Consider the following 15,371-nt stretch of genomic DNA (forward strand, 5'->3'; position numbering starts at 1 on the left):
TAGGTATTCAGGCCGATGCTGGGCTCAAAAACGCACTAATTTCCTGTGCCGTCTGACGGGCCGATCGATTCACACCGATCAACGTAGCTGAAGCAAATCCTGTCCAGCTTCCATAGCCTACCAGCCACAGTCCTGGTTGTTTTATGGAACGGGTCCCCTGTACGTCGGCTCGCCCATCCGATGTAAGTATACCCAGGCCATTCAGAAATTGAATGGCTGGCCGGAATCCCGTACACCAGATAATTGCATCAATTGCTTCGTGGGTTCCATTGGGCCAGTAAACTCCATCTGGCGTCAGTCCAGTAAACGGCCGCACTGCGTGTAGAACATTGCGGCTACGGGCTTCTTTCACACTCTCGACCATCACAATATTGGCCAGGTTGCCCACTGACTGAGTATCCCCCGCCTGATAGCGCTGCGTTGCGGCCTGAAATAAATAACGCCCATCAACATCGTCGGGCAGAAATGATGGCTCTTCCAGCGTAACCCAGCTTACGTTTGCCACTTTCGATAATTCGGCCAGAATCTGTGCACCGGAGTTTCCTCCGCCCACCACCAATACCCGTTTTCCGGTTAACAGATCAGGAGAAACATACTGGGCAGAGTGTAGCTGTAGCCCCTTAAAGGTTTCTTTTCCCGGATAATTCGGACTATATGGATTGCTCCAGCTACCCGTAGCACACACCAAAGCACGGCAATAGTAACTCCCCCGATTTGTCAGGAGACGAAACGCATTATTTTCCCACTGCACAGTCTGCACCTGCACCGGCCGATCAATGGGGAAATTGTATCGTTTCTCATACTCGGCGAGATAAGAAATAACGTCCTGCCGAGAGGGATAAATCGATTCGGTTCGTGGCATTAACCACCCCGGCAATGAACTTGCTTCTGCGGGCGAAAATAGCCGCAACGACTGCCACGCATGTTGCCACGCTCCGCCTGCCGACGCCTGTTCGTCCAGTATGACCACGTTAAGCGAACTCCGTCGTAGATGATAGGCCGTTGCCAGTCCAGACTGTCCGCCACCAATAATGATTACATCGTAGACAACCTGTTCCATCGCGATAGAGACTAGAGTACATAAACTCCTTAAGCTGTTCGCAACATAGTGGCATATGGATCAGGCAGTTCGCTTTGTTCTATTGCCTGAGCTGCCCGCTCTACATCATAGGTCACTCGAACAAACTCAACATAAACTCCGTCACGCCCACCAGGGCGGGCCATTTCGCCAATTGTTAATAACACATAACAGGCTCGGGGGTCACCGTCTTTAGGCTTACCCACTGAGCCTATATTGATAGCATGACGCCAATAGGTTTCCTGCCCTTCCGGTTCAGCACTGACGACTTTATAGAATGGTTTATGAGTATGTCCAAAACATAAAATGTCGGCATCTGCACCTTCCAGAATACGCCCCAGGCTACGATCCTCACGATCTTGAAATAAATACTCATTCACTCGTCGCGGACTACCGTGAACCAGCAGGAGCGAAACGGGCGGCTGTTGTTTCCAGAGTTGATCGGTATTGTTATTTAACTCAAAATCCACCCGAATACGCGTTGGTAGAGTGCGTAGATAGCTCCGCTCGTCATTGCCAATTGTTTTATTGGTATAAGCAATCGAAACCTTCCCCATCGCATTTTCCTCTTCTTCGCGGTATACACAACCACAATCATCCGATGCACGACCGATACCGAAGTCATAATTTCCGGCGATAGTAGGAATACCTCGTTTGCGAATTTGGGTGATTACCTCGTTGGGCCACACATTATAACCAACCAAATCGCCCAAACAGTAGACCGCATCAACCTCGCGCATATCAATATCAGCCAGGACAGCTTCAAGAGCCGGTAAATTGGCATGGATGTCAGAAAATAAAGCAATCTTCATAAAAGAATTTTATAGGGCTTTTTTATATGATGATGTAAACTTCCACTCCTGTCTGAGCGCAAAATTGACTAACAGAATGAGTACAGGCACTTCGATCAAAGGTCCTATAACTGCAGCAAACGCAGCCCCCGAATTAATACCGAAAACAGCAATAGCAACCGCAATTCCCAGTTCAAAATTATTACCAGCAGCAGTGAAGGCCAGTGATGTTGACCTGGCATAATCGGCTCCAGCTCTTTTCGACAAGTAAAAGGCAGAAAAGAACATAATAATAAAATAGACCGTTAAGGGGGCCGCAATCCGCAACACATCCAGAGGAATAGATACAATAAGTTTACCTTTTAAGCTGAACATCAAAACGATGGTAAACAGTAATGCGATTAATGTTATCGGACTAATAGCTGGTAAAAACGTTTGTTCGTACCACTGTCGGCCTTTTAGGCGCGTAAGCAGGAACCGTGAAAGTAAGCCCACCAGGAAGGGTATTCCCTGATAGATAAAAACACTTTTAGCGACTTCACCAATGGTTATGCTGGCTGCCAGACGACTTTGCTCGTATCCATGCAGACCCAATAGGGATGGCAATACTGTAAGAAAAACATAGGCATAGATCGAGTAAAAAAGCACCTGAAAAATGCTATTAAAGGCCACTAGCCCAGCCGCATATAGCCGATCTCCTTTAGCCAGATCATTCCATACAATGACCATAGCAATACAGCGGGCAATGCCGATCATAATCAGCCCTGTCATATATTCTGGCTTGTCGGGAAGGAAAACGACGGCTAATCCAAACATTAGAAGCGGTCCAATAACCCAGTTTTGTAGCAGCGACAAAGACAGGATTTTGATGTTAGCAAACACGCCTGGCAGTTCTTCGTAACGTACTTTAGCCAGAGGGGGGTACATCATTAAAATTAGTCCGATAGCGATAGGAATATTGGTGGCTCCAGCATTGAAGCCATTCATCAATGTAGGCGCTTGCGGGAAAAAAAAGCCAATTCCAATCCCAAAGAGCATAGCCAGAAAAATCCACAATGTTAAAAAGCGATCAAAAAACGTCAGTTTGGGCGTATTCATGCTCAATTGTAGTTAAAGCATCCGTTTCATCACAACGGCCGAAGCCGGACAAAGTCCGCTAAACTGCGATGTAGCCTGAATGGCCAGGGGAGCATCCAGACGATCTACCGGCAGAAACCCATGCCGACCAAAATACTGCTCCGCTGTGGTTGTGATTAAATACACATCGGCCAGTTCTCTAGCGCTGGCCGTATCCAGTAATCGGCCAATCAGTTGAGACCCGATCTGCCGACCCTGAAAATCAGGATCGACAGCCACAGACCGCAAGAGTCCAATAGCTCCAAACCGTTCAATACCGGCTACGCCAACGACCTTGTTCTGTTCTTTGGCAATCAGAAAGTCCGACAGATCGGTCGGCAAATCATCGGTAAGCAACTGCCCCTGCCTGAGCAGGGCTATAACAGCGGGCTTGTCTTCTGGTCGGGCATTTTCGATATGAATGGCCATGTTTTATTGAGCTGTAGATTAAGAAGCAAACTGCAAATCGACAAACGCCTGACTGTAGGCTTTAATCAAATCACGCACTTGGCGAAAAGCCGTTAATTTGTCTTTACCTTCCATATGGCTTGGTTCGGGAAAACTGTGGTGTATTTGTTTGCCTGCGTTCGGAAAAAATGGACATTGCTCCCGCGCTCTGTCGCATACCGTAATTACGAAATCGAACGGTAGATCTACATAATCATCAACAAGATTTGATGTATGATGCGAAATGTCGATTCCATCTTCGGCCATTACCTGAATAGCCAGCGGATTCACCCCTTTGGGTTTTATACCCGCGCTATAGACTTCGGCCCTATTACCGGCAAAATGTTGTAGATAGGCCTGTGCAATTTGAGAACGCGCTGAATTTCCGTTACAAAGAACTAAAATTCGTTTCATTGGCTGTTTTTGTTTTGTCTTAGTTGCAGCAATCGGGTCCGCAGCACAAGGCAGTGGCTGTTTTGTCAGGTTCTATAAGTTGGGGAGCGGTATCGGACGGTTTTTCGGCAAAAACAGTAACGCTATAGATTCCAAGAGCTGTAGTACGATAATCGGCAATCTCGGCTTCGGAAAGATAATTTTTCAGTACATCATCGGGGAGTGCAATTTCGCGTTCCTTTTGCACAAGTATGTTTGTGAATCCGGCGTCTACAACAAGCTGCAAATAAGCCTCTTTCTGAATTGCTCCCGATACACAGCCAACATAAAGCTCAGCATCACGTTGTAGGCTGGCCGGTAGTTCGCCCTGCAACACAATATCCGAAATGCTGAAGTGGCCGCCAGGTTTCAGAATACGAAATGTTTCTGAAAAAGCCTTCTGCTTGTCTGGAACCAGATTCATCACGCAATTGCTGACAACAACATCGGCCAGATTGTCTGCCAATGGCATGTCTTCAATGTCGCCATATACGAATTCGACATTCGTGTAACCCAGTGTTTTAGCATTTTTTCGGGCCCGATCGATCATGGCAGGCGTCATATCAAGTCCGATTACCCGCCCTGTTGCACCCGTTTCGGCCAGAGCCACAAAGCAGTCGTTACCGGCACCCGACCCTAAATCAATGACAACATCGCCCGGTTTGATCTGCGCAAACTGGGTAGGCAAACCGCAACCCAATCCCAAATCCGCATCCGCTACATAGCCCTTTAACTCATCGTAGCCAACGGCCATATCGATAGGCACTTCGCCACTGGTTGTAGGCCCACAACAGGACGTTGGGCCGCAACCGCATCCAAGGGTATCAGTACCGTCGATTGGCTGTTCGGCAATTGCTGCGTATTTCTGGCGAACAATGGTCTTAATCTGTTCTGCGGTTTCCATCTTATTTATTGTTATATTGTAATATTACGATTAAACACTTCAAAAAAATAGTGGCTCATGCACTAGCAGCACGACACCGTCACCAATGAGTTTAGAAGTCCACCAAAGGCTTGCTGAGCCTCTTCCCAAACAACCGGATTAATGCAGTAACAAACGCGGGGCGGATTAATTTCTCCCTGAATGATCCCAATTCGTTTCAGTTCTTTCAAATGCTGCGACACGGTAGCCTGAGCCAGATCGAGTTTATCCACCATATCGCCACATACACAGGCTTTTTTGGCAATCAGCATTTGCAGAATAGCGATTCGTGCTGGATGCGCAAAAGCTTTAGCCAGGTCGGCCAGTCGATTCTGCTCAGAGGTAAAATGTTCTGTTTTTGTCAGTCCCATTGTGCAAAAGTAACAGCTTTAATATTAATCGCAATATTACGATTGATATTTTTTTTACCCCTGCCAAACACGGTAATGGCTTGTTTGGCAGGGGTTACCCTGCCGATTTATGATCTACTGGTTCGTTATAGCATGTATTATTCGCCCCGTTACTTCGTTATAAATTGGCGTTTATCCTATCTGAAAGCCTTTTCAGATACGTAAACGAATGATTAGCGACTCGATGTAATGAAAAAAATAGCGTTCATTGTCCAGCGTTATGGCGTAGAAGTAAATGGAGGAGCCGAATATTTCTGCCGAGTACTGGCCGAGCGATTGGCCAAAAACTATGAGGTTGATGTACTAACCAGTTGTGCACTGGAATATGTTACCTGGGCTAACTGGTATCCGGCCGAAACCACCCGCATAAATGGAGTACAGGTTCATCGATTCGCGACTCAGTATGAACGACAGGTCAAAGCATCGTCGCGAGCCGAACACAAACTCAAAAAATGGTCACGGCCCGAAGAATGGCAGGGGCTGGGCTGGCTGCGCATGTGGGGACGAGCCCTGGTAGGCAAAACCGTTCGACGCTATAGCCGATTGTGGGCAACCTATCAGGGGCCGTATACGCCCGATCTGATTGCCTATCTGAAGCGCAACCATCAGGACTACGACGCCCTGATTTTTATTACATACCTATACTATCCGACTATTGCCGGCCTACAAATTGCGCCCCACAAGTCGATTTTTATTCCTACTGCCCACGACGAGCCGCCTATTTATTTGCCCGTTTTTCGGCCACTGTTTCAAAAGCCACGGGTTATTTTATTCCTCACTCCGGCCGAAAAACAATTTGTTCATCAGCAGTTTCAGAACGAAGCAATCTATAACGACATTGTTGGGGTAGGCATCGAACCGGGCAATGTTGCATCCGAAAAATTAACTCCGTATCTACTGGGCAACCAGACCAATTACCTGCTTTATATTGGCCGCATCGATCCGGCAAAAGGGTGCGATACCTTATTTGATTTGTTTATCCGGTATAAAGAGAAAAACCCTTCATCGCTGAAACTGATACTGGTGGGGCAAGCCTTTATGCCAATTCCCGAGCACCCAGCTATTCAACCCGTTGGTTTTGTTGATGAACAAACGAAAGCCACGTTGCTGGCCGGTGCCAACGCACTGGTTATGCCATCGCCCTACGAAAGCCTGTCGATGGTGACGCTGGAAAGCTTTGCCGTGGGCATACCAGTCATTGCCAATGCTGCCTGCGCCGTACTCCGCGATCATATTGAAGCAAGTCAGGCCGGTTTGCTATACCAGAATTATGCAGATTTTGAGCAGGCAGTCGACCAGATTCTATCGCAGGATACAACGCAGATGGCCCGAAATGCCCAGTCCTATGTGCAACAGTACTACACCTGGGAAACCGTACTGGCCAAATTCGATCGGGCATTTGCCTATCTGGCCAACAACAAATAGCGGTACTACTGAAGCACTTCATGCATTGTGTTCAGGCGCCGGTAAATACTGTTTTCATTGTTGATAAGATCATCGTGATTACCCCGTTCGATGATCTCTCCGCCCTCCATAATCAAGATTTCGTCGGCTTCTTTGATAGTGCTCAACCGGTGCGCGATTACCAGTGTCGTACGGCCTTCCATCAGGTTGTCCAGCGCATCCTGCACCGACTTTTCCGACTCTATGTCCAGCGCCGACGTAGCCTCGTCCAGAATTAGAATAGACGGTTTTTTGAAAACAGCACGGGCAATACTCAGCCGTTGACGCTGGCCACCGCTCAGGCGAATCCCTCTGTCGCCAATATTGGTATTATAGCCATCTTCGGTTTCCATAATAAACGTATGGGCGTTGGCTATTTTGGCGGCTTCAATCACATCTTCCAGACGTGCATCGGGTTTACCAAGCGCAATATTATTGAAAATTGTATCATTAAAGAGGATAATCTCCTGCGTCACAAAACTCATCTGTTGCCGCAACGACTCCATAGTAAACTCCCTCACATCAGTTCCATCAATTTTAACGCTGCCCTGACTAGCTTCGTAGAAGCGGGGAATCAGATCGGCAATAGTCGATTTGCCAACGCCCGAAGGCCCCACCAAGGCTACTTTTTTCCCCTTAGCCAGACGAAAATTAATATTTTTCAGCACCGGCTTTTCGGCGTATTTGAAGCTCACATTGTCGAAAACAATATCCCGGCGAAAGCCATCGAGTATTTTCGCATTTGGGCGATCTTCAATTTCTACGGGTTTGTCCAGTAATTCCAGAATCCGTTCGCCCGCAGCCTGCCCCTGCTGAATGTTGGTTATTGCCACCACTATAGCCTTGGCCGGACGAATCACCTGCGAAAAAATGGCGATGAAGGCAATAAACGAGCTCGCCTGTAAATTACTTTGACTGTTCAGAACCAGGCTACCGCCGTATACCAGAATACAAGCTACAACAAACACGCCCGAGGCTTCGGAAAAGGCCGGTGCCAACTCCCGGCGCTTAAAACCCTCCAGACTTGCTTTGCGGTAAAAATCATTTTCTTCGCTAAACCGATTGATCACAAAAGGTGTAGCATTAAACGAACGAATAATTCGCATACCCAGCAGTGTTTCATCCATCAGGGTCAGCATCCGCCCCATTGACGACTGCACGTCCTTGGCTTCTTTTTTAAGTTTTTTGGTTACGGCGGCTATCCCAACAGCCGAAATCGGAATAATAATCAGCGTAAAAACCATCAGTTTGGTTGAGATCAGAAACAACGCGACAAAGTAGCCAATAAGCATATAAGGCTCTTTGAACACAACCTCAATGGAACTGGATGCTACATTTTCAATGGCATATACATCACCATTTAAGCGCGACAGCAAATCGCCCTTGTGCTCTTTTGTGAAATACCCCAGATGAAGGTGATTGATTTTGGCAAACAGTGCTTCGCGTAATCGTTTCACCAGTAGCGTTCGGGCACTGAGCAGACACTGCTGGGCCAGAAACCGGAACAGGTTTGTCATGACCACGGCCACCACAATCATACCTGCCAGAAAATAGAGCGCATAAACGGGGTTTGTCGTTTTGAAATAATAGATCAGGTGATAAAAACTATCCTTGAAATAATCGGGCGAAAACCGAACTGCGGGCACCGACTCATATCTGGCCGCATCGGCCGTATTGATTGGGTCGAAGAGAAAATTGAGTAATGGTATAATCAACGCAAACTGAAACACGTTGAAGAATACGCTGATGATGGTGAAGATAAAAAAAGGAATGACAAACTTTCCGTATGGTCTGGCATAGACCATTAGCCGTCTATAAATCTTCATTGGTTAAATCTGTGTTATGATATCGGGTGAGATCGCTTTGCTGCTTTTACGTTAACGAGCGATATACGTCAATATATTTCCGGGCCGAATCTTCCCAGTTAAACTTTGCACTATAGGCTTTCATGGCTTCTTTCATGCGATTACCGGCCTTGTTGTAGCGATACATCCCCGCTTTAAAGTCTTCCTGCATGTTTTCAAAATCATGAAAATAGAAAGCCATGTCTTTCCCAATTTCAGGTAAGGCCGTATGCTTCGATAAAAACACTGGCTTACCAATCGACATGGCCTCCGCGACGGGCAAGCCAAAGCCTTCGGCCAGCGATGGCATCACCACTGCCTGGCAATTGTGGTAGTACCACGATTTTTCGCCTTCCGTAACCTCATTCACCAGGTGCATCCGATTTTCTACCTGCAATTCGGAGGCATGTTGTCTAAGAAAACGAGCATAGTCTTTATCCTCGTGTCTGCCCGCCAAAATCAATTCCAGTTTCGGATCAGATTGCAACAGAGGCAATATTCGATGCTGATTCTTTTTAGGGGCAATAACGCCGATATTAAACAAAAACGGCGTGGTAGGCCGATACGATTTGTCTTCCAGCGCGGGTTTAGGCAAGCCATTTGTGCCATTATAAATCACATAGATAGGCTTTCCGTGGGTCGTACAATTAGCAACTACCTCATTTTTGCTAAACTCCGAGATACAGACAATAGCATCGCTGCGGTCGATGTTGCGTTGCAGATGCTCAAGGCAACGGGCTTTTTTTTCCTCGGTCTTGTCTTCATGCAGAAAATTGAGGTCGTGAATGGTTAGCAGAACTTTAATTTTTTTATTCCGCTGGGGCAGGTAGTTGGTGTTTTGATAGGTGCTATGCCATACATCGAACTTGCTCACCGAAGGCATCAGGAATTTTTGCAGTGAGTGTTGAGCAATATAGGAAAGCCCAGGTTCAAACATTGCCTGTTTTCCTCTGGGGATAAACAACGACAACTCCTCTTGATCTAATTTCTGCCGCACAGCTCTTCCCAGATTGAGACAGTAGTAATACAAACCGGTATTGACATACTTCATCCGCTCACAATCGAATACAATACGAGTCATAACGTCCTGGCCTTAGTAGTTGGATAATTATTTTCTATTCTCTGCAACGTTCCGTTGATAAAAAAGCTAAACCTATTACAACGGTTAGGGTCATAAATGAACCTTTGTAGGTACAAGGATCAATTCAAATTGATAAGGGTTGGAGCGTACGATAATTTCTATATTACTAATACCGACTATATAGAAATAATGTTGCGTTAAGACTAATAATGCGATTGTAAGGGCCTGGCCCGTATTAACTTATTAATCAACGTTATGTCAAGCATAATTCTCGATTGTGACCTGATGAAGTTCCCGCATTCTGGTTTGTATCACTATTGCCAGAATTTGGCTAAGCATATCAATATGTTGCTGGCCGCCGAAAATCAGTCGCTAATGAAGATGTATCTTCCGCCCAAGCGGAAACTATCGCTAATTGGAGAGTCGTATCATCTGGTTGAACGAAAATGGCATAAGCTGTTTCAACCGTTTCTGCGAGAATGTCAGGTGTGGCACGCGCCGTTTCAGTCGGGCCGAATTATACCCGATAAACGCAGATATCCCAACATAAAAGTAGTGCTAACCATACACGACCTGAATGTGTTACATGAGGGTAAGCCGGAAGCCTATCAGCAGCAAAGCCTGATTCGGACCCAGGCGCTGATTGACCAGAGCGATGCTATTGTCTGTATCTCAGAATTCACAAAAAACGATGTACTCACTCATTGCAACGTTGGCAACAAGCCCATACACGTCATCTACAATGGCCTCAATAAGGCATCCGAAACCGCTAATGACGTAGTGAGTTATAGGCCTAACCGCAATTTTCTGTTAGGAATCGGGTATTTAAACAAGAAGAAGAATTTTCATGTCCTGTTGCCATTGCTCGAATCGCACCCCGATCTGGAACTGATTATTCTTGGGCATCACGATGATCCGGAATATGTGGCACAAATGCAGGCGCAGGCGCAAGAGCTGGGGGTCGATGAACGACTTCATCTGCCAGGACCCGTTTCAGAACAGGACAAGATCTGGTATCTGCGCAACTGTAAGGCTTTTGTGCATCCATCTCTTGCCGAGGGTTTTGGCTTTCCGGTCGTTGAAGCCATGCAATTCGGGAAACCAGTCTTTATTTCCCGTCTTACTTCCTTACCGGAGGTTGGTGGAAATGTTGCGTTCTATTTTCCGGATTTTTCGGCTAATGCTATTCAAAAAACATTCAGGGAAGGCATGCAACGCTATGAGGCAGCAAACATGCAGCGTTATATCATTGAGCAGGCCGAACGGTTTAGCTGGAATAAAAGCGCAGGTCAATACCTATCCATTTACCGATCGTTGATGTAATCTGTCCAGGGTGTTCTGAAACTCCAAAGGCCGTTTGTTATATGCCGTCTTTGGAATTTCAGAACGGGAGCGGGAATAAAAAAAAGCAACAGCCCTGCTAACATAGCCGCCAGGAAAGCGTAGGGGTTTCCAGTCCCCTACAAAAATGGTTATGTTATACCTTGTTTTCGAGGGAGCAAAGATTAAAAGAGGTATTTGTACTTAACCTGTTAAACTAGAAGCTTGCCAAAAGGCATCTCTTTACGGTTAATTTTTGACTAAAAATCATTTACTATCGTGAGCCTGCCAACTGAACGATCAGTACCCAAGGTCATATGGTTCATTTTCGGCTACAGAAAAGCAAAATCAGACTACATAAATGGGTTTGCCTACACCGAAATTTGCGCTATAAAAAAGCCAGAAACATGAAAATTATCATAACCGGGTCACTGGGTAACATCGGCAAACCATTAGCAACTGAACTCCTTACCAAAGGGCATGAGGTAATCGTTATCAGCAGCAATCCCAACAAACAACAAGCCATTGAAAAACTTGGGGCAAAAGCAGCTATCGGCAAGTTAGAAGATGCCTCTTTTCTGGTATCCACGTTTATGGGCGCCGACGCAGTGTATTGTATGATACCATTTGATTTTAACCAGGCCGACCAGAAAGCATATTTCCAGAAAATTGGCGACAACTATGTTCAAGCCATCAACCAGGCAGGCATCAGGCAAGCCGTTTTCCTGAGTGGCTGGGCGGCCGACATAACAACCTCATTTAATATAAGGACATTGCTCGAAAAATTATCGGATACAGCTGTTACTGAACTACGGCCAGGCTCTTTTTACAGCAATTTCTATAGCTATATTGGCATGATAAAACAGTATGGTGCCATTATGGCTAATTATGGAGGAGAAGACAAGATTGCCTTTGTCGCTCCCGAAGATATTGCTTCAGCAGCGGCCGAAGAACTGACAATCCCATTTAAGGGGAAGAAAATTCGCTATGTAGCCAGCGAAGAACTTACCTGCAACCAGGCTGCTCATAGTTTGGGGGAAGCTATTGGCAAACCAGACTTACAATGGATCACTATATCGGATGAACAATTTCGCAACAGCTTGCTGCAAACGGGCATGCCTGCCCAACTGGTAGATGACCTGGTGCGGATGCAGGCGGCAACCCATAGCGGTGTCGTATATGAAAACTACCTTCAGCATCGACCTGTGTTGGGTAAAATAAAACTGAACGAGTTTGCAAAGGAATTTGCGAACGCCTACAATCAATAAATTATAGCAGGATGGGTAAGCCTTGCAGGATCAAAAGCATCAGTGAATTTCACAAACTAAGAGGCCTCTCCAAACCAGAGCATCCGCTCATTAGTGTAGTGAATATTGAAGATATTACCCTGCTGCCAGCAAGCCTTACCATCCTTGACTTTTATTGCATTTCTATCAAGCATACAACCGATGTAACATACCGGTATGGCCAGCAGGTGTATGATTTTCAGGGGGGTGTTCTGTTTTTCTCGGCACCCAAACAGGTGATTGGCTTCGAAACGATACAACTGCCCACCATAGCATCGGGGTGGTTTTTGCTGATTCATCCCGATTTTTTATGGGGTATGCCCCTGGCAAAAACGATCAGGAACTATGAATTCTTTGATTATACTGTACACGAAGCGTTGTTTCTGTCGGATAAAGAAGAAAAAATAATTGAGGCCATTATTTCGCATATCCAACAGGAATATCGCGCAAACATTGATAAGTACAGCCAGGGCATTATCATTGCCCAAATCGAGCTATTGCTCAACTACGCAGAGCGTTTCTATAATCGTCAATTTATTACTCGCAAAATCAGTAACCATCAGCTATTGGCAAGGCTGGACGCCCTGCTTAATGACTATTTCGCCAGTGAGGAGCTTACGCTCAAAGGCTTGCCTACAGTGCAATCGGTGTGCGACAGGCTCAACATATCGGTAAGTTACCTGAGCCGCGTTCTGAAATTACTCACCGGGCAAAGTACCCAGCAACACATTCACGAAAAGCTGATTGAAAAAGCAAAAGAAAGGTTGTCTACTACTCAACTGTCGGTAAGCGAGATCGCCTATACGTTAGGTTTCGAGCATCCGCAGTCATTCAGCAAATTGTTTAAAGCAAAGACCAATCAGTCGCCTTTGGAGTTTAGAGCTTCCTTTAACTAAAGTTTACCAGGCAGGCCGAAGTTCCCCACTCTACCCGGCAGCCAGTTTAACGACAAGTTTTCAGAACTCGCTTCATTACATTACGCCCCACGATTGGTTTATTTTTCAGGCAAAATCGGTTTAGCAAACGGGTTGCTTTTTACTGGACACGACGTTTAACACCCTTCATAAAAAAGCTGATTCAGTTTAGGGAAGATTCGTTTGTGGCTGTCGACCCGCTTTAGCTCTGCAATAGACCGGAATGGCTGATTCCTCATTTCGACTACAAATCCCCTCAATTTGCCTACAAACGACAACTGCCTCCGAATGACCTTTGCCGTATCATTAACCGATGTCTTATGATACAACAAAACGAAACGTCCGGTAATAGCTCTGCTCAAATACCTGGACTAACGACTAAAGTCTGGTTTATTACGGGCGCTTCCCGGGGGTTTGGACGCATTTGGGCCAACGCTGCCCTTGAGCGGGGCGACAAGGTGGTGGCCACTGCCCGCAAACGGGCAAGCCTTGATGAACTGGCTGAAAAATTCGGCGAAAACGTGCTTACGCTGGAACTCGACGTGACCAATCCCGACCAGGTAAAGACGGTTGTCGAACAAGCTCATACGCACTTCGGCAGGTTAGATATCGTTCTTAATAATGCCGGTTATTCACTAGTTGGCACCATTGAAGAAGCCAGTGCTGCTGCTATTCATGCCCTTTATGAAACGAATATTTTCGGTCCGATTTCTGTTATTCAGGCAGCCCTGCCGCTACTACGAAAGCAGGGGGGTGGGCATATCCTTGGCGTATCCAGCAACCTGGGCCATGTGACACTGCCGGTGATTGGCTACTATTGTTCGTCAAAGTGGGCATTCGAGGCTATTCACGAAAGCCTGGCCGCTGAGATTAAACCATTTGGCATCAATGTAACCCTTATCGAACCGGGGGCTTATGCCACTGAATTCGGTAGCCCGGAATCCTTAAAGTTTGCCCAGGGTCTCGATATCTATACCGATTTTAAGGCGCAATTTTTCAACCGTTTAAGAGCCCTGGAAAGAGGTAATCCGGCGGCAACCCCAGACGCGCTTTTTCGGGTGGTTGATGCCGAAAACCCTCCTTTACGGTTCTTTCTGGGTAGTCATAATTTGCCTGCCGTGCGCGATGCCTATAGTGAGCGATTAGCAACCTGGGAAGCCTGGGAAGCTGTTTCGAAGACGGCCCAGGGGCAATCCAATCAGGGAACTCCGAACTAAGAAAATCGATTATCATCCATGATAACCGATAGCTGTTTTTCCATCGGTTATCATGTTTTCGTACTTAGCGGTGAAAAAAGAAGAAAACAGCCCTTATAAAATTGAATCACTAACCGACGCGCACCGGGCCTTTGGCTTACCGAAGCCTCTGCATCCGTTGGTAAGTCTGATCAATGGCCCTCATTCGCAGGTTGAAGGAGTCAGGTTTCCGCCCTACCATGTGCTGGGTTTTTATAAAATATCGTATAAACCAAAGCTGAGTGGTAAATTAAAATACGGCCAGCATCATTATGATTTTGACGAAGGAGGTTTGTTATTCGCTTCGCCTGGTCAGCTTATTGGCAACAACGACAATGATGCCAGCGTTTGTTCTGCCTATACGTTGCTGATTCATCCTGATTTCTTTTTAGGCTATCCTCTGGCCAAAACCATTAAGCAGTATGGTTTCTTCTCCTATTCGACTCATGAAACGTTACACCTTTCGGAAGAGGAAAAGGGAAACATTATTGGGATCTTTAAAATGATCGACCATGAGTTACACAGCCGAATCGATGACTCAAGCCAGGCTGTCATTATAGCTCAGATTGAGTTGTTGCTCAATTATGCCAATCGGTACTACAAGCGCCAGTTCATCACCCGCAAAGCAGTCAACAGTGATCTGTTACAAAAGCTGGAAGATGTAATAGAAGCTTATTTTACCGATGAACTGTCCTTAAACCAGGGCTTACCGACGGTTCACTACCTGGCCGAACAGGTCAATCTTTCTCCGAGTTATTTAAGTGATATGCTGCGATCCCTAATTGGTCAAAATGCGCAGCAGTATGTTCATGATAAACTCATCGAAAAAGCGAAAGAAATTTTATCTACGACCAACTTATCGGTCAGCGAAGTAGCCTATGCTTTGGGTTTCGAGCACTCCCAATCGTTCAGTAAGCTCTTTAAAACGAAAACGCACTTGTCTCCCCTGGCCTTCAGACGGTCGTTTAATTAAGCAGAGACCATTTGATTCCGGCTGGCTCCATATCGTATTTGGCGCATGGAGCCAGCCGGAACAACATGCTCAATCGATA

General features: G+C 46.2%; 15 protein-coding genes. 6 read left to right on the forward strand and 9 right to left on the reverse strand.

The genetic code is table 11. The features are described 5' to 3' along the window. Positions 1-7: 7 nt before the first annotated feature. From WBJ53_RS30840 to WBJ53_RS30870, 7 genes are all read right to left on the reverse strand, one after another. Entirely contained in the window at positions 8-1,060 is a 1,053-nt protein-coding gene (locus WBJ53_RS30840) for an ArsO family NAD(P)H-dependent flavin-containing monooxygenase (protein ID WP_338873555.1), read from the reverse strand. A gap of 29 nt (positions 1,061-1,089) precedes the next feature. Next, the gene (locus tag WBJ53_RS30845; protein ID WP_338873557.1) at positions 1,090-1,890 is read right to left on the reverse strand and encodes a metallophosphoesterase family protein; all 801 of its coding nucleotides are present in this window, start codon (positions 1,888-1,890) and stop codon (positions 1,090-1,092) included. 9 nt (positions 1,891-1,899) lie between these two features. Then, the gene (gene arsB, locus WBJ53_RS30850; protein WP_338873559.1) at positions 1,900-2,967 is read right to left on the reverse strand and encodes an ACR3 family arsenite efflux transporter; all 1,068 of its coding nucleotides are present in this window, start codon (positions 2,965-2,967) and stop codon (positions 1,900-1,902) included. Positions 2,968-2,979: 12 nt separating this feature from the next. Then, positions 2,980-3,414, reverse strand: coding sequence for an arsenic resistance N-acetyltransferase ArsN2 (gene arsN2 / locus WBJ53_RS30855; protein WP_338873561.1), 435 nt, complete (start codon positions 3,412-3,414; stop codon positions 2,980-2,982). An 18-nt stretch (positions 3,415-3,432) separates the two neighbouring features. Then, complete coding sequence (locus WBJ53_RS30860) at positions 3,433-3,846, reverse strand: arsenate reductase ArsC (RefSeq protein WP_338873563.1); 414 nt, start codon at positions 3,844-3,846, stop codon at positions 3,433-3,435. A gap of 19 nt (positions 3,847-3,865) precedes the next feature. Next, complete coding sequence (locus WBJ53_RS30865) at positions 3,866-4,768, reverse strand: arsenite methyltransferase (RefSeq protein ID WP_338873565.1); 903 nt, start codon at positions 4,766-4,768, stop codon at positions 3,866-3,868. 62 nt (positions 4,769-4,830) lie between these two features. Next, a complete protein-coding gene (locus WBJ53_RS30870) occupies positions 4,831-5,157 on the reverse strand; it encodes a metalloregulator ArsR/SmtB family transcription factor (RefSeq protein WP_338873568.1) in 327 nt (108 codons plus the stop codon). Positions 5,158-5,385: 228 nt separating this feature from the next. Between WBJ53_RS30870 and WBJ53_RS30875 the strand changes: the two genes are divergently transcribed. Then, a complete protein-coding gene (locus tag WBJ53_RS30875) occupies positions 5,386-6,621 on the forward strand; it encodes a glycosyltransferase family 4 protein (RefSeq protein ID WP_338873570.1) in 1,236 nt (411 codons plus the stop codon). Between the two features lie 5 nt (positions 6,622-6,626). Here WBJ53_RS30875 and WBJ53_RS30880 read toward each other — a convergent pair whose 3' ends face one another. Together WBJ53_RS30880 and WBJ53_RS30885 are read right to left on the reverse strand one after the other, a co-directional pair. Then, a complete protein-coding gene (locus WBJ53_RS30880) occupies positions 6,627-8,465 on the reverse strand; it encodes an ABC transporter ATP-binding protein (RefSeq protein ID WP_338873572.1) in 1,839 nt (612 codons plus the stop codon). A gap of 46 nt (positions 8,466-8,511) precedes the next feature. Then, the gene (locus WBJ53_RS30885; RefSeq protein ID WP_338873574.1) at positions 8,512-9,564 is read right to left on the reverse strand and encodes a glycosyltransferase family 1 protein; all 1,053 of its coding nucleotides are present in this window, start codon (positions 9,562-9,564) and stop codon (positions 8,512-8,514) included. Between the two features lie 255 nt (positions 9,565-9,819). On the opposite strand from WBJ53_RS30885, the gene WBJ53_RS30890 reads away from it, so the two are divergent. From WBJ53_RS30890 to WBJ53_RS30910, 5 genes are all read left to right on the forward strand, one after another. Next, positions 9,820-10,887 (forward strand): glycosyltransferase family 1 protein, encoded by a 1,068-nt coding sequence (locus WBJ53_RS30890; RefSeq protein WP_338873576.1) that lies wholly within the window; start codon positions 9,820-9,822, stop codon positions 10,885-10,887. Positions 10,888-11,291: 404 nt separating this feature from the next. Further along, on the forward strand, positions 11,292-12,152 hold the full coding sequence (locus WBJ53_RS30895) for an NmrA family NAD(P)-binding protein (RefSeq protein WP_338873578.1): 861 nt from the start codon (positions 11,292-11,294) through the stop codon (positions 12,150-12,152). Positions 12,153-12,163: 11 nt separating this feature from the next. Then, positions 12,164-13,066, forward strand: coding sequence for a helix-turn-helix transcriptional regulator (locus WBJ53_RS30900; protein WP_338873580.1), 903 nt, complete (start codon positions 12,164-12,166; stop codon positions 13,064-13,066). A 338-nt stretch (positions 13,067-13,404) separates the two neighbouring features. Continuing rightward, positions 13,405-14,301, forward strand: coding sequence for an SDR family NAD(P)-dependent oxidoreductase (locus tag WBJ53_RS30905; protein ID WP_338873582.1), 897 nt, complete (start codon positions 13,405-13,407; stop codon positions 14,299-14,301). A 70-nt stretch (positions 14,302-14,371) separates the two neighbouring features. Beyond that, entirely contained in the window at positions 14,372-15,292 is a 921-nt protein-coding gene (locus tag WBJ53_RS30910) for a helix-turn-helix transcriptional regulator (protein WP_338877256.1), read from the forward strand. The last annotated feature ends 79 nt before the right edge of the window (positions 15,293-15,371 follow it).

This window comes from Spirosoma sp. SC4-14 (assembly GCF_037201965.1).
Lineage (GTDB): Bacteria > Bacteroidota > Bacteroidia > Cytophagales > Spirosomataceae > Spirosoma.